The following is a 16,014-nucleotide window of genomic DNA, read 5'->3' as shown; positions in this document are numbered from 1 at the left end:
CGCGCCCTTACCCCTTTCCCTGAATTTCCGAACCTACACGCCCCCTATCCCATGACACGTTTTGTAGACGCGGCCACGCTGAAAGCCTGGCTGCACGACGGCGCGGAAATCGCCCTGTTTGATGTGCGCGAGCACGGCCAGTACGGCCAGTCGCATTTGTTTTACGGCATCCCTCTGCCCTACAGCCGTCTTGAGCTGGACGCACCGCGCCTGGCGCCGCGCCGCAGTGTGCGGCTGGTGGTGTATGACGACGACGGCAGCGGCGCAGCGCCTTTGGCCGCGCGCCGCTTCAGTGCACTCGGCTACAGCGATGTGCAGGTGCTGCAGGGCGGCACAGCCGGCTGGCAAGTCGCTGGCTTCCCGTTGTTTGCCGGCGTCAACGTGCCGTCCAAAACTTTCGGCGAACTGGCCGAACAGGTTTACCACACGCCCCGGGTCAGCGCGACTGAACTTGCAGCCATGCTGGAGCGGCAAGACGACGTGGTGGTGCTCGACGGTCGGCCGTTTTCGGAGTTCCGCAAGATGAACATCCCGACGGCGATCAGTTGCCCGAACGGCGAGCTGGCCCTGCGCATCCGCGACCTGGTCCCCAGCGAAAGCACCCACATCGTGATCAACTGCGCAGGCCGCACGCGCAGCATCATAGGCGCGCAAACGCTGATCAACCTGGGCTTGCGCAACCCCGTATCGGCGCTGGAAAACGGTACCCAGGGCTGGTACCTGGCAGACTTCAAACTCGAGCACGGCGGCACGCGCCGCTACAAGGACTCGGCCCAGCCCACAGAGCCCGCCGGCATGCGCGCGGCGGCCCAGGCGCTGGCAAAGCGTTTCGAGGTACCTGTCGTCGACGCACAGACTGTGCACGGCTGGGCCGGCGACGCGCAGCGCACGCTCTTTTTGTGCGATGTCCGCAGCCCCGAAGAATTTGCACGCGGCAGCCTGCCGGGCGCGCAGCACACGCCGGGCGGCCAGCTGATCCAGGCCACCGACCAGTATGTGGGCGTGCGCCAGGCCCGGCTGGTGCTGTTTGATACGGACGGCATACGCGCCCTGACGGTCGCCAGCTGGCTGCGCCAGCTGGGCCACGACGCCAGCGTGCTGGACCAGGGCCTGGCCAGTGGCTTGGCGCTGCCCGCCCCGGCGCCCGTGGCCCTGCCCGCGCTGCCTGCCACCACCGCGCACGCCCTGTCGGCCGGGCTGGCCGATGGCACCGTGGTCGCCATTGATCTGCGGCCGAGCATGCAATTTCGCCAAAACCATATCGCGGGTACACGCTGGTCCATACGGCCGCGCCTGGCACAGGCTCTGGCCGGTGAACACCGCCCGGTGGTGCTGGTTGCCGACGAGCCCGCTGCGGCCGCCTGCGCGGCCCTTGACCTCCAGGCACTGAGCCTGAAAGCCAGCCTGCTCGAAGGCGGCCTCGACGCCTGGCGCGCCGCCGGCTTTACGCTGCAGGCCACTGACAACATGCCGGCCGACAGCGACTGCATCGACTACCTTTTCTTCGTGCATGACCGGCACGACGGCAACAAGGAAGCTGCCCGCCAGTACCTGGCCTGGGAAGTGAACCTGATCGGGCAGTTGGACGCGCTGGAACTGAAGGCCTTCCAGTTGCCCGATGCCGCGGCCGCCCACCCCGCGTAATACCGATTTGGCCCCGCGCCGCCTCATTTTTTAATTCATCTTTTGCCCCAATTCATTCAGGAGCCCCCATGCTTGCCAAACTGAAATTGACCGCAGCCTCGCTGTGCTGCGCCCTCCTCTCCGTACACGGCGCCGCGTCAGCCCAACCCATGCCGCAGGTCGGCGGCTTCCCGAACCAGGCCATCAAGTTTGTGTCGCCTTTCCCGGCCGGCGGCGGCAATGACGCCACCACGCGCTTCGTGACGAGCCGCCTGTCCGACATCACCGGCCAGAGCGCCATCGTCGACAACCGCGGCGGCGCCGGCGGCAACATCGGCGCCAAGGCCGTGGCCGACGCCAAGCCAGACGGCTACACAGTGCTCACGGGCCAGGTCTCACTGATGGCCGTCAACCCCTCGCTGTATGCCTCGCCGGGGTTCGATCCGCTGAAGAACTTCCTGCCCATCACCCAGATCAACGCCGCACCGCTAGTGCTGGTAGTGGCCAGCAACTCACCCCTGAAAAGCTTTGCCGACCTCGCCGCGCAGACCAAAGCCCCCGGCGGGCGAGTCACCTATGCCACGCCCGGCAATGGCACACTCTCGCACCTCGTCGGCGTGGTTCTGGAAAAAGACAGCGCCATCAGCATGACCCATGTGCCCTACAAGGGCGCAGCCCCGGCCATCACCGACCTGCTGGGCGGCCAGGTGGACGTGCTCATCACCTCCACCGCCTCGGTGTCCAGCTTCATCCAGAACGGCAAGATGCGCGCCCTGGCCGTCACCAGCCCGCGCCGCATCGGCGTGTTCACCAAGGTGCCGACGCTGGAAGAGCTGGGCTACAAGAACACGACCTTTGAAGACTGGTACGGTTTCTTCGCACCGGCTGGCACGCCGCCCGAACGCGTGGCTTACCTGCACGACAGCATCGTGCGCTCGCTCAAGTCGCCGGAAGTCAGCAAGCTGATCACCGATGGCGGCAGCGAAGTGGTGGGGAACACACCGGCAGCTTTTGCCACGCAGCTCAAGGCAGACATCGCCCGCTGGTCGCGCGTCGTCAAGCTCTCGGGCGCCAAGCTAGACTGACCCCGGATTCATCAAACCGCCCCGACATGAGCAAAAAAACACCACCGGCCACCGCACCCAGTGCGTCACCTCTGACCCGCCTGGTCCACGCCGGCAAGCAGCCTGCCTATGACGGCGGCCGGCCGGTCAACCCGGCCGTGGTGCGCGCCAGCACCGTGCTGTTTGACAACACAGCGCACCAGCGCGAGATGCGCCTGCGCCGCGGCGAGGAGCGCGTGTTCACCTACGGGGCGCGCGGCAACCCGACCAACTACGCGCTGGAAGACATGGTCAGCGAGCTTGAAGGCGCGTACCGTACGCGTCTCTTCCCTACAGGCCTGGCCGCCATCGCGATGACGCTGCTGTCCTACCTCAAGCCCGGCGACCACCTGCTGATGTCGGACAGCGTCTACGAACCGGCGCGCAAGCTGGTGGAATCCTTCCTCACGCCCTACAACATCCGCTGCACCTTCTTCGCAGCCGACGGCAGTGACGTGGAAGAAAAAATCGAGGCCGGCACGTGCATGATTTATGCCGAATGCCCGGGTTCGCTGGTGTATGAAATGTGCGACCTGCCGCGCCTGGCCGGCATTGCCCGTGCACGCGGCCTGCTGCTGGTGGCCGACAACACCTGGGGCTCAGGCTACCAATACCGGCCGCTGGCGCTGGGCGCCGACGTGTCCATCATGGCGGCCACCAAATACCTGTCGGGCCACTCCGACGTGATGATGGGCACCGTAGCCACCACGCAATCCGCCTGGCAGGCGCTGAACGAACGCAGCGATGCCTTCGGCATGACGGTAAGCCCCGACGATGCCTACCTGGTGCTGCGCGGCACACGCAGCATGGCCGCGCGCCTGGCTCTGCACGAAAGCGGCGCCCTGAAGGTAGCGGCCTGGCTGCAAACGCGCAGCGAAGTGGTGACCGTGTTCTGCCCGGCCCTGCCCGGCCATCCAGGCCACGCCATCTGGCAACGCGACTGCAAAGGCACCAATGGCCTGCTGTCCTTCGAGCTTCAGCCCACCTTCGACCAGGCTGCCGCCGAGCGGCTGATCGACGGCCTGCGGCTGTTTGGCCTGGGCGCTTCATGGGGCGGCTATGAAAGCCTGGTTACGCTGACCAACATGCGCGGCGCCCGCAGCGTGACCGACTGGTCGGGCCACGGCCAGATCGTGCGCCTGCACATCGGGCTGGAAGACCCAGCCGACCTGGTGAGCGACTTGCAGCAGGGGTTTGACGCATTGACTGCCTGAGGGTTTTACCTCCGTGCCCTGGCTTCTCTCCTAGCCCCCAGCCTCTTTCTCCTCCACTCCTTTTCATCCGCCTCTTCGCGGCGGATTTCGCCTGCCCTTTTTCTTCAGGTTTGCATCACCATGCCCAGCCACGCACACCTTTGGCTTCAACACACCCGCAATCTCTGGCCCGGCATTGCCTCGCCGCTTCTCATCATGCTGGGCGCCAGTTTCCTGTCCGAGCATTACGGCGGCCCGCAGCTGCTGTACGCGCTGCTGTTCGGGCTGGCGTTTCATTTCCTGTACCAGGATGCGCGTTGCCGACCCGGCATCGAGTTCTGTGCCAAAACCCTGCTGCGCATCGGTGTGGCCTTGCTGGGCGCGCGCATCACGCTAGCGCAAATCGGCCAGCTCGGCATCGGCCCGCTGGCCACCGCCCTGCTGGGGGTTGCCAGCACCATTGCACTGGGCGCCTGGCTGGCGCGGCGCCTGGGCCTTGCCACCGACTTCGGCCTGCTCTGCGGTGCAGCCGTGTCCATCTGCGGCGCGTCGGCGGCACTGGCGGTTGCGGCCGTCATGCCGAAAACCGAGGAGAACGAGCGCCACACGCTGCTCACCGTGGTCGGCGTAACAGGCTTGTCGACGCTGGCAATGGTGGTCTACCCCTTGCTGGTCAAGGTGCTGGGCCTGGACGAAACCAGCGCCGGCATCTTTCTGGGCGGCACGATCCACGACGTGGCGCAAGTGGTGGGTGCTGGCCTGATGATTTCCCATGATGCCGGCGATGTGGCGGTGATCGTCAAGCTTTTCCGTGTCACGCTGCTGGTGCCGGTGGTAGCGGTGCTCGCGTATTACTGGCGGCGCCAGATCAGCACACCAGGCAATGCCGGCCGGCGCACCCCTTTGCTGCCTTTTTTTCTGGTGGGGTTCATGGCGCTGGTACTGCTGAATAGCGTGGGCGTTGTCACTCAGCAGCTCACAAACGCGCTGGGCCATGTCTCCCGGGTCTGCCTGGTGATCGCTATTTCAGCGCTGGGCATTAAAACCTCGTTCGAGGAACTGGTGCGGCTAGGCTGGCGGCCCATGGCGTTGATGCTGGTAGAAACCGTGTGGCTCGCCGCGGTGTTCGCCGCGTACCTCTGCGTTCTTCGGGCCTGAACCAGATCGCTATTGTTTTAATAGCTGCTCGCGACCGCCCTTATTAGGCTGCAGCCATAAAACCCCTCAAGCCAGCAGGCAAGCCGCTTCAGTCTGGTCGTCCAGGCGGCGAAGCTCGGGCACCTCTTCGGCACAACGCGCAATGGCCTGCGGGCAGCGCGTTCGGAATACACACCCCGTGGGCGGGGACATGGGCGACGGCAGGTCGCCTTGCAGCAACTGAATCACCTTCTTTCGCTCCAGCGCCGGGTCGGGAATCGGGATCGCCGACAGCAACGCCTGCGTGTAGGGATGGCGCGGCGCGGCATACAACGCTTTCTTTTTCGCCACTTCCATTTCATGCCCCAGGTACATCACCAGGATGCGGTCGCTGATGTGTTTGACGACGGCCAGGTCATGCGCGATGAAGATCAGCGCCAGGCCCATGGACTTTTGCAGGGCCTTGAGCAGGTTGATGATCTGTGCCTGGATCGAGACATCCAGCGCCGACACCGGCTCGTCGCAGATGATGAGCTTGGGCTCCAGGATCAGCGCCCGGGCGATGCCGATGCGCTGGCACTGGCCGCCTGAAAATTCATGCGGGTAGCGGTTGATCTGCTGCGGCATCAGGCCGACGCGGCTCATCATGGTTTTAACGCGCTGCATCACTTCGGCCTCGGGCATGCGCGGCCGATGCGTGCGCAAAGGTTCGGCAATGATCTGCGCGATGGTCATGCGCGGGTCCAGCGAAGCCAGCGGGTCCTGGAAGATCATCTGGATGTCTGACCTGACGCCCAGCCAGGCCCGGGGGGAGGCGCCGGTCATTTCCTGCCCCATCCACACAATGTTGCCGGCGGTGGCAGGAATCAGGTTCAGCACCGCACGCGCCAAGGTGGATTTTCCGCAGCCCGACTCACCCACCACGCCCAGCGTTTCGCCCGCATGGATGTCGAAGGAAATGCCGTCCACGGCTTTCAGGATTCGCGCCGGCGACCAGGGCCAGGCGCCACTTTTGATCCTGAAGTGCACCTTCAGGTCGCGCACCGACAAAATAGGTTGAGAGGCATCACGCATGGACGGCTCCCCTGGCCGCAAGTTCAGACACAGCCTCGCTTGATTTGTGACAGGCCCTCAGCACCGCCGGGTTGTGCGAGGCCGGCAGCAGCGCGGGCATCACGTCACGGCACTGCTCACTGGCCAGCACGCAACGCTCGCTGAACGGGCAGCCCTTGGGAAGCCGCGCCATGTTGGGCGGTGCACCGGGGATGGCCACAAGCGCTTCGTCGTCCGCGTCCAGGCGCGGTATGGCGCCCAGCAGGCCCACGGTATACGGATGGGACGCACCATAAAAAATGCTGTCGGCACTGCCCTGCTCCATCACGCGGCCGCCATACAGCACCATCACCTCATCGCACAAGCCAGCCACCACGCCCAGGTCGTGCGTGATCATGACGATCGCCGTGCCAAAGTCACGCTGCAGGTCACGCAGCAAGGCGATGATCTGCGCCTGCACCGTCACGTCCAGCGCCGTGGTGGGCTCGTCGGCGATCAACACTTCGGGCTCGCAGAGCAAGGCCATGGCGATCATCACGCGCTGGCGCATGCCGCCCGAAAATTCGTGCGGGTACATGGTGATGCGGCGGGCGGCTTCCGGGATCTTGACCGCATCGAGCAGTTGCACCGACCTGGCGCGGGCGGACTTGCGGTCAAAGCCCTTGTGGAACTGCAGTACCTCGGTCATCTGCCGCTCCACCGTCAGGTAAGGGTTCAGCGAAGTCATCGGGTCCTGGAAGATCATGGCCACGCGGTTGCCGCGTATCTTGTTGAGCTCGGCCGGCTTCATGGCCAGCAGATCCTGCCCCTTGTACAAGGCCTGGCCGGTGGCTTTGCCGTTGCCGGCGAGCAGGCCCATCATGGCCAGCACGCTCTGGCTTTTGCCGGAGCCGCTTTCGCCGACGATGCCCAGGGTCTGGCCACGTTCGAGCGCGAAGTTGATGCCGTTGACGGCGTAGATCAGCCCGTCCTGGGTCTGGAACTGAACCCCGAGGTTATTGACTTCAATCAGGCTCATGGTGCGGCTCAGCGGTCTTTGGGGTCGAGCGCATCGCGCAGGCCGTCCCCGATGTAGTTGAAGCAGTACAGCGTCAGCGAGAGCATCCCCGCCGGAAACAGCAGCATCCAGGGCGAGACTTCCATGACGGACGCACCGTCGTGGATCAGCACGCCCCAGCTTGTCATGGGCTCCTGGATGCCCAGCCCCAGGAACGACAGCACGGACTCGACCAGGATCACGGCCGGCACGGTGACCGTGGTGTAGATCGCAACGATGCCCAGAAGATTGGGAACGATGTGCTGGAAGATGATGCGCCGCGTGGGAACGCCCAGCGCGCGGGCCGCTTCAATGAACTCCTTGGAACGCAGCGACAGCGTCTGGCCTCGCACCACGCGTGCCATGTTCATCCACGAAAATACCGTGATGGTGATCACCACCAGGTAAAAAGCCCGCCCCAATATGGTCACCATCAGGATGGCGATCAGCAGGTAAGGCACGGCGTACATCATGTCGACGACGCGCATCATGAAGGCGTCTACCCTGCCGCCGATGAAGCCGGCTGTCGCACCCCACACAATGCCCAGCGTGACGGCTGACATAGTCGCGAGGAACCCCACCAGCAGCGACACGCGGCCGCCCACCAGGCTGCGCACCAGCAGGTCGCGGCCGGACTCGTCGGTGCCAAAAAAATGGGCATTCTTGAGCGTGGGCGGCAGGCTCATCGCGTCCCAGTCGGCCGCATCGAAGGCATGCGGCAGCAACCAGGGCCCGACGATGCAGCACAGCGTGATGAATGCCAGCAGGTACAGGCTGAACACCGCAGCCTTGTTGCGCATGAAGCGTACGCGCGCATCCGCCCAGGGGCTGCGGCCGTGGATCTCGGCGTCGGCCAGCGTCTGGCCGACAGCCGCGGCGAGCTGGTCTTGCCTGGTTTTTTGTTCAAACAACATGCAGTCCCTGCTCAGTACCGGATCTTCGGGTCGAGCAAGGCGTAGGCCAGGTCCACCAGCAGGTTCAGCGTGACGGCAATCACGGTCACCAGTACAACGAGGCCCAGTACCAGTGTGTAGTCGCGGTTGGCGGCGCCGTTGACGATGAGCTTGCCGATGCCCGGCAGGGAGAACACCGACTCGGTCACGATCGCCGACGTGATCGATGAGATCGCCAGAGGGCCCATGACGGATACCACCGGCAACAGCGCGGGCTTGAGGGCGTGGCGCAGGATGACGGTGCGCATGGGCAGGCCCTTGGCGCGCGCAGTGCGGATGAAATTGCTGTGCAGCACCTCAATCAGGCTGCCGCGCATGACGCGCGCGACGGTGGCCACGTTGATGAAGATCAGCAGCAGCATGGGCAGGATCATGAAACGCGGGGCGAAATCGCTCCAGCCCCCGGCCGGCGCCCACTTGAGCCAGACGGCGAACACCAAAATCAGGACCGGGCCGATCACAAACGACGGAAACACATGCCCGGCGTTGCCGAGCAGCATCACCCCGTAGTCGACCACGCTGTTCTGGCGCACGGCGGCCACCGTGCCAAGGAACACACCGAGAAAGAAGGAGATGATGATGGCGCCCCCACCTATCGCGGCGGAAACCGGCAGCGCATTGGCGACCAGTTCATTGACAGACCAGTCGGCATAACGAAACGAAGCGCCCAGGTCGCCGTGCAGCAGGCTGTTGAGGTAGTACAGGTACTGCTGCCACAGTGGCAGATCGAGGTGGTACTTGGCCTGCAGGTTGGCCAGCACCGCCGCGGACACCTTGCGCTCGTCGTCAAACGGTCCGCCCGGCGTGCCGTGCAGCAGGAGGTAGCAGACGGTGACGACGGCCAGCAAGGTGGGAATCGTCGCCAGGATGCGCCTGAAGGTGTAGGACCACATGGGGAATATCTCCGGGCTAGGTCTATGTCAGTGTGAGCGCCTGAGCGCGTCGGCCAGGCACAGCTTAGCCCTGAAAGGCCTGCGAGGCATCAGAAAAAACATTGAAAGGCGGTGAAAAGCAGATCAAGGACAGGCAGGCACACAGGGCACCTGCCCGGACGGACATCAATGCTTGATGATGTACAGGTCCTTGCCACGGTAGCGGTCCAGCGCGTTGGTGGTCGAGTAACCGCCTACGTAAGGCTTGACCAGCCGCGGTACGGTGTATTGCAGCAAAGGGATGATGGGATAGTCTTCCATGATCATCTTGGCCGCCTGCGTCAGCAGCACCTTGCGCTTGGCCGGATCCATCGACTGGTTGCCTTCGTCGATCAACGCGGAGGCCTTGCGGTTGCAGCTGTTGTGGTAGTTCTGGTCTGAATCGCACTGCACCAGCGTGAGCCAGGTGGTGGCGTCGTTGTAGTCGGCGATCCAGCCGTTGCGGGCGATCTGGTAGTCCTTGTCGGTGCGCTTCTTGATGAGCACCTTGAACTCCATCGCTTCGAGTTCAACATCCAGGCCCAGCTTGGTCTTCCACTCAGAGGCCGCGAAGATGGCCATTTTCTTGTGGTAGTCGCTGGTGTTGTAGGAGAACTTGAGCTTGGTGCCGGGTGGAAGATTCGCTTCCTTCAGGAGCTTTTTGGCTTCGGCGATCCGCTTGTCGGCGGGCCACTTGGCCCAGTCGTAAGAGGTCACGTCAGCGCCAGAAGTGCCTTTGACGATCACACCGTAAGCAGGCGTCTGGCCGTCGGCCGTCACGCGCTGCGCGAGGATGTCGCGGTCCAGCGCCATCGACAGCGCCTTGCGCACACGGATGTCCTTGAGTGCCGGGTCTGCATTGTTGAGCGAGTAATAGCGCAGGCCCAGCATGTCGGTGTTGCGGATTTCCTTGGGGTATTGCGCCTTGTACTTGTCGAAGGTGCCGGGCGGGAGCTGGTAGACCCAGTCGTTCTCGCCCGACTCATAGAGCTTCACATCGGCATTGCCGTCTTCGACAGAGAGATAGGTGAGTTTGGTGAGCTGGACATTCTTCGCGTCCCAGTACGCCGGGTTCTTGACCAGGATGATCTTGCTGTTGACCTGCCAGTCTTTCAGGGAGAACGCGCCGTTGTTCACCATGTTGGCGGGCCGGGTCCAGTCTTTGCCGAATTTCTCGATCGTGGCTTTATGCAAGGGCGCGAGCTGGGGATTGGAGACGACCTCGGGCAGGAAGCCGACCGGGAAAGGTGTCCTGATTTCCAGGGTGTAGGGGTCGATAGCCTTGACGCCGAGTTCGGTGACGGGCTTCTTGCCTTCAATGATCTCTTTGGCATTGAGCAGGAAGACGCCGTAGGTGGAAGCGTATTTGGAGGCGGTCGCCGGGTCAACGAAGCGGCGCATGCTGTAGATGAAGTCTTCGGCGGTCACTGCGTCGCCGTTGGACCATTTGGCGTTCTTGCGCAGCTTGAAAACCCAGGTCTGGGGGTCGACCTGCTTCCAGCTCTCTGCCACAGCGGGGACGATCTTGCCATTCTGGTCGGCAGCCGCCAGCCCCTCAAACATGTCGCGGATCACGTTGTTGGCCGGAACGCCGGTCGCCAATGCGGCATCCAGGGTTTCAGGCTCGGAACCGTTGTTGCGAACCAGTTCCTGCGTTTCATGCAGCTTCACGCCCGCAGGCACCGTGGCTGCGGCAGCCAGGCCGGCCGAGGCCAGCAGCATGGCGCCGGTCAGCCCCTTCATCGTCCAGGTTGAGTTCATGCTTGTGCACCCCGAATAGAAAATTGGCGGGCTTGTGGCCCGCCATGGTTGATGGAACGCTTCGCCTCCCATGAGAGAGTCCACGTTTGCCTGTCAGTCGGCAGCGAATATACCGCCGCACCAGACGCGGCCCCGTAGGGAGTAACCCTTCAGCAATTACCGTGCCTTCGCGAGGCCGTTGGAGGGACGAAAGTCAGGTGGATACATCCGGAACACTTCCTCACAACTGAATGGCTGGCGACGCCAGCTACCGATCATGGACAGGTATCGCGATGGAGGCCGCGTGGTTGGCGGCGGTGTTTGTGGTGTGCCCGCGCATCCTGAGGGCCCGAGGCAGTCCGCTATAGTTTTGATAGCTGCTTGCGCTCGTCCCGCCTGGCTCACAGGCACAAAATACACTAGAAATTCAAGGTAAAAACGGATACGCATCCATATCCCGTTACCCGAAAATTTATATCAAATCAGCCAAAAACCCTTACCCGACGAGCGCAAGCAGCTATCAAATAGATAGCGCCTCCAGGCTCGCCCGGGTGAACCGGGCGGCTGGCTCCCCGGTGATCTCAGCGGCTGAGCTGGGTGGACGCCTTCAGGCTCAAGGCTTCCTCAGGCGGCTCTTTCCAGCCGCCACCCAGCGTCTTGTACAGCGTGACCTGGCTTTGCAGCTGGGCCAGCCGGGTTTGCACCACCGCCTGACGTGCGGCGAACAGCGAGCGCTGCGCATCGAGCTGGTCCAGGTAACTGGCCACACCGTTCTGGTAGCGCAGATCAGCCAGCTTGAAACGTGTTGCCTCGGCATTGGCCTGCGCCTGCTGGGCACGCAGTTGCTCGCCCAGGGTGTCTCGCCCTGCCAGCGCATCGGCCACTTCACGGAAAGCCGTCTGGATGGACTTTTCGTACTGGGCGATGGCAATGTCACGCCCGGCGTTGGCCGAATCCAGCCCGGCACGGTTACGGCCTGCATCAAAAATCGGAAGGATCAGCTGCGGCGCCAGCGTCCAGCCGTAGGACCCGCTCTTGAACAAACCCGACAGGTGCGAGCTGGCGCTGCCGGCAGAAGCCGTGAGCGAGATGCGCGGGAAAAAAGCCGCACGGGCGGCGCCGATATCGGCGTTGGCAGACAGCAGCTGTTGCTCGGCCTGGCGGATGTCAGGGCGGCGTTCCAGCAAATCAGACGGCAGCCCCGCCGGCACGTCCACCATCATGGGTGCGTCGGCCAGGCCTTTGCCGGCAGGCAAGGCCACCGCCAGGTCACCGCTGAGCGGCTGGCCGATCAGCAGGGTCAATGCGTTCTGGTCCAGCGCACGCTGGCGCACCAGCTGGGCCAGCGATGCACGGGCGGCTTCGGTCAATGACTCGGCCTGGCGGAAATCCAGCTCGGAAGCTACGCCGTTGTCAAAGCGCAGCTTGCTGAGCTTGAAGGACTCTTCCCGTGTAGCCAGCGTCTGCTGCGTGATGGCCAGCAGTTCTTCGTCGGCCAGCAAGCTGAGGTAGGTATTGGCCACCGACGCAATCAGGCTGATCTGTGCCGTCTTGCGCCCTTCTTCCGTTGCCAGATACTGCGCCAATGCCGCCTCTTTCAGGCTGGAGACCCGGCCGAAAAAGTCGAGCTCATAGGACGGCATCAACAAACCGCCGGTGTAGGAGCTGGTGATGCTGCCGTTACCGTTGGCATTGGGCTGGCGCGAACCGGTGATGCCGGCATTGATCGTGGGGAATTGGTCGGCACGCCGGATCCCGTACTGGGCCCTGGCTTGTTCAATATTGAGCACGGCGATGCGCAGGTCGCGGTTGTTGCGCAGCGAGGCCTCGATCAGCTGCCGCAGTTTGGGGTCGCTGAAAAAAGCCTGCCACTCGATGTCGGCTGCCGCGACGGCCGGAGCCGGTGCGGTAGCAGCAGGCTGCGCCTGCGTGGAACCGGTGGTGAAACCGGAAACAGCCGGCCACTGGTCTGCGACGGGCGCAGCCGGACGCTCGTACTTCGGGATCATCGAGCAGCCGGCCAGCAGTGCCGCAGCACCAACCGCCAACAGCTGCGGAAACCTGGGTTTCATGCTGGATTTACTCATGAGCTTTACCTTCACTTCCTTCTTCTCCGGTGATGCCTGCTGCTTTGGCATGCTCCGAATACATCCTGTTTTGCCGCTCGCTGCCCTTGAAGAGGCCGCGCACGACCACAAAGAACACCGGAACGAAAATCACAGCCAGGATCGTGCCGGTGATCATGCCGCCGATCACGCCGGTGCCGATGGCGCGCTGGCTCGCGGAGCCGGCGCCCGAAGCCAGCACCAGGGGCAGCACGCCCAGGCCGAAGGCCAGCGACGTCATGACGATGGGTCGGAACCGCAGATGCGCGGCGGCCAGTGCCGACTCGATCACGCCCTTGCCCTGCGCCTGCAGGTCCTTGGCGAACTCGATGATCAGGATCGCGTTCTTCGCCGACAGGCCGATGATGGTGATCAGCCCCACCTGGAAGTACACGTCATTCGAATAACTGCGCAGCAGCGTTGCCAGCAATACACCAATCACGCCTAACGGCACCACCAGAATCACCGCGAGCGGAATGCTCCAGCTTTCGTACAGGGCCGCAAGGCACAGGAACACCGCGAGGATGGCGAAACCATAGAGCAACATGGCTTGCGAGCCCGCAAGTTTTTCCTCGCGCGACTGGCCCGTCCATTCGAAACCGAAGCCCTGCGGCAGCTGCGCTGCGAGCTTTTCCATCTCGGCCATCGCTGCGCCCGAGCTGTAGCCTGGCGCGGCGCTGCCGCTGATACGCACGGCGGGGTAGCCGTTGTAACGCACTGTTTGCATGGCACCCTTGATCCACCGCGTGCTGGCAAACGACGACAACGGAACCGGCAGGCCGCGGCTGTTGATGGCGTTGAGCCGGAGCAGGTCGTCGGGCTGCATGCGCGAAGGCGCGTCGGCCTGGACCACCACGCGCTGCAGGCGTCCTTGGTTGGGGAAGTCGTTCACATAGCTGGATCCCAGCGAAGTGGACAGGACCGCGTTGATCGCGTCAAACGGCACGCCCAGCGCATTGGCTTTGTCGCGGTCTATGTCCAGCTGCAGCTGCGGCGCATCTTCCAGGCCGTCGGGCCGTACCTGTGTGAGCACCGGACTCTTGGCAACCATGCCCAAAAGCTGGTTGCGTGCGTTGATAAGCGCATCATGGCCCGCACCGCCGCGGTCCTGCAGGCGGAAGCTGAAGCCCGAGGCCGTGCCCAGTTCGGGAATGGGTGGAGGGCTGAGCGGAAAGATGAAGGCATCACGCACACCCATGAGGGCGCCGAAAGCCCGTCCTGCTATCGCTGAGGCCGAATGCGCTTCGCCGTCGCGCTCGTTCCAGTCCTTGAGCGTCACGAACGCCAGCGCGGCATTCTGGCCCTGGCCGGAAAAGCTGAAGCCAAGCACGCCGACCATGCTTTCGACTTCCGGCTGCTTGAGCATGAAACCTTCGACTTTTTCCATCACGGAAAGCGTGCGCTCGTAAGTTGCGCCCGGCGGCAACTGCACGTTCACCAGCAGGTTGCCCTGGTCTTCATTGGGCAGGAAGGATGTGGGCAAACGCAGGTATACCACCGCCACAGCAGCAATGATGGCCACATAGATCACCAGGTAACGCGCGGCGCGCTTGAGAATGCGCGCAACCATGCCTTCATAGCTTTTTGCGGTGCGCGAGAACCCCCGGTTGAACCAACCGAAAAAGCCCTTCTTTTCGTGATGGTGCCCGGCCTCAACCGGCTTGAGCAGCGTGGCGCAAAGTGCCGGCGTGAGCGACAGGGCCAGGAAGGCGGAAAAGCCGATGGATGAAACCATCACGGCGGAGAACTGGCGGTAGATGTTGCCGGTCGAGCCCGCGAAGAATGCCAAAGGCACAAACACGGAAATCAGCACCACGGTCACGCCAATGATGGCGCCCGAAATCTGGCCCATCGCCTTGCGCGTGGCCTCCAGCGGCGGCAAGCCCTCTTCGGTCATGATGCGTTCGACGTTTTCGACGACCACGATCGCATCATCGACGACGATACCGATCACCAATACCATGCCGAACATGGTGAGCACGTTGATCGAGAAACCGAGCGCCAGCAAGGTGGCAAAAGTCCCCAGCAATGCAATCGGCACCACGATGGTCGGGATGATGGTGTAGCGCCAGTTCTGCAGGAACAGGAACATGACCAGGAACACCAGGGCCACGGCCTCGAACAATGTTTCGGCGACCTGGGAGATCGAAATCTTGACGAAGCGCGAGCTGTCGTAGGGGATGCTCCACTTCATGCCTTGCGGAAAATAGCGCTCGAGCTCGGTCATCTTGGTTCGAACGGCCTTGGCAGCGGCAAGCGCGTTGCCGCTGGGGGCCAGCTGAACACCGATACCGATCGCCGTCTTGCCGTTCAGGCGAGCCGACGTGGCATACGTCTGGCCACCCAGTTCGATGCGGGCCACGTCTTTGAGGCGCACCGATGAACCGTCGGTGTTGGCGCGAAGGACAATGTTGCCGAACTGCTCGACATTGGCAAGCTGGCCGGTGACTACCACGGTGGCAGCAATGCCTTGTCCCGCTACATTGGGGCGGTCGCCGATGCTGCCGGCCGACACCTGCGCATTTTGCGCGCGGATGGCGTTGTTAACGTCATTTGCCGACAGGCTGAAACCCGTGAGCTTGGCCGGGTCCAGCCAGATGCGCATGGCGCGCTCACTGCCGAAGAGCTGGGCCTGGCCGATTCCTTTGACACGCTGGATCTCGGGCACGATGTTGCGCGAAGCGTAATCACCGAGCGCGACGGGGTCGTGCGCGGGATTGTCGGACGACAGCATGATGAACAGCAGGAAGTTGGAGCGTGATTTGTCGACGCGAACGCCTTGCTGCGTGACGGCGGCGGGCAGCCGCGGTGAGGCGCGCGACAGGCGGTTCTGCACATCCACCTGCGCGAGATCGGGGTTGGTGCCAGGCTCGAAGCTCAGCGTGATGCTGCCGGAGCCGTCAGCCTGCGCCACCGACTCCATGTAGATCAGCCCGGGTGAACCGTTCATTTCGCGCTCGATCACCGACAACACGCTGTCTTCGAGCGTCTGGGCAGAGGCGCCCGGATAGGCGGTGTTGACGACAATCGAGGGCGGCGCGACGGGCGGGTACTGGGCAATCGGCAGCTGCGTGATCGCCACGCCGCCAACCACCAGGATGAACAGTGCGATCACCCAGGCAAAGATCGGCCGATCAATGAAAAACTTGGCCATGTATTT

General features: G+C 63.4%; 11 protein-coding genes. 4 read left to right on the top strand and 7 right to left on the bottom strand.

Features of this window, described 5'->3' with window-relative positions; translation table 11 throughout:
• The first annotated feature begins 51 nt into the window (after positions 1–51).
• From AC1DYQ_RS02260 to AC1DYQ_RS02245, 4 genes are all read left to right on the top strand, one after another.
• The gene (locus tag AC1DYQ_RS02260) at positions 52–1,644 is read left to right on the top strand and encodes a rhodanese-like domain-containing protein (protein WP_477685390.1); all 1,593 of its coding nucleotides are present in this window, start codon (positions 52–54) and stop codon (positions 1,642–1,644) included.
• Between the two features lie 68 nt (positions 1,645–1,712).
• Positions 1,713–2,708 carry a Bug family tripartite tricarboxylate transporter substrate binding protein gene (locus AC1DYQ_RS02255; RefSeq protein WP_477685389.1) on the top strand — a complete coding sequence of 332 codons (996 nt, stop codon included), beginning with the start codon at positions 1,713–1,715 and terminating at the stop codon, positions 2,706–2,708.
• Positions 2,709–2,734: 26 nt separating this feature from the next.
• Positions 2,735–3,940 (top strand): cystathionine beta-lyase, encoded by a 1,206-nt coding sequence (gene metC, locus AC1DYQ_RS02250; protein WP_477685388.1) that lies wholly within the window; start codon positions 2,735–2,737, stop codon positions 3,938–3,940.
• Positions 3,941–4,060: 120 nt separating this feature from the next.
• Positions 4,061–5,077: a YeiH family protein gene (locus AC1DYQ_RS02245; RefSeq protein ID WP_477685387.1), complete on the top strand. Its 1,017-nt coding sequence runs from the start codon at positions 4,061–4,063 to the stop codon at positions 5,075–5,077.
• 66 nt (positions 5,078–5,143) lie between these two features.
• Here AC1DYQ_RS02245 and oppF read toward each other — a convergent pair whose 3' ends face one another.
• The 7 genes from oppF to AC1DYQ_RS02210 all read right to left on the bottom strand — a co-directional run bounded on the left by oppF (position 5,144) and on the right by AC1DYQ_RS02210 (position 16,008).
• Complete coding sequence (gene oppF, locus AC1DYQ_RS02240) at positions 5,144–6,130, bottom strand: murein tripeptide/oligopeptide ABC transporter ATP binding protein OppF (RefSeq protein ID WP_477685386.1); 987 nt, start codon at positions 6,128–6,130, stop codon at positions 5,144–5,146.
• Complete coding sequence (locus AC1DYQ_RS02235) at positions 6,123–7,127, bottom strand: oligopeptide/dipeptide ABC transporter ATP-binding protein (protein ID WP_477685385.1); 1,005 nt, start codon at positions 7,125–7,127, stop codon at positions 6,123–6,125. Before AC1DYQ_RS02235 ends, oppF begins: the two co-directional genes overlap by 8 nt.
• Before the next feature lie 8 nt (positions 7,128–7,135).
• Positions 7,136–8,059: an ABC transporter permease subunit gene (locus AC1DYQ_RS02230; protein WP_477649573.1), complete on the bottom strand. Its 924-nt coding sequence runs from the start codon at positions 8,057–8,059 to the stop codon at positions 7,136–7,138.
• A gap of 11 nt (positions 8,060–8,070) precedes the next feature.
• Complete coding sequence (gene oppB / locus AC1DYQ_RS02225; RefSeq protein ID WP_477685384.1) at positions 8,071–8,991, bottom strand: oligopeptide ABC transporter permease OppB; 921 nt, start codon at positions 8,989–8,991, stop codon at positions 8,071–8,073.
• Positions 8,992–9,156: 165 nt separating this feature from the next.
• Positions 9,157–10,770, bottom strand: coding sequence for a peptide ABC transporter substrate-binding protein (locus AC1DYQ_RS02220; protein WP_477685383.1), 1,614 nt, complete (start codon positions 10,768–10,770; stop codon positions 9,157–9,159).
• Positions 10,771–11,330: 560 nt separating this feature from the next.
• Entirely contained in the window at positions 11,331–12,836 is a 1,506-nt protein-coding gene (locus AC1DYQ_RS02215; RefSeq protein ID WP_477685382.1) for an efflux transporter outer membrane subunit, read from the bottom strand.
• A complete protein-coding gene (locus AC1DYQ_RS02210; RefSeq protein WP_477685381.1) occupies positions 12,829–16,008 on the bottom strand; it encodes an efflux RND transporter permease subunit in 3,180 nt (1,059 codons plus the stop codon). Before AC1DYQ_RS02210 ends, AC1DYQ_RS02215 begins: the two co-directional genes overlap by 8 nt.
• Between the last annotated feature and the right edge of the window lie 6 nt (positions 16,009–16,014).

It is taken from the genome of Polaromonas sp. P1_F4, assembly GCF_056405675.1.
This window is presented reverse-complemented; position numbering and strand designations above follow the sequence as displayed.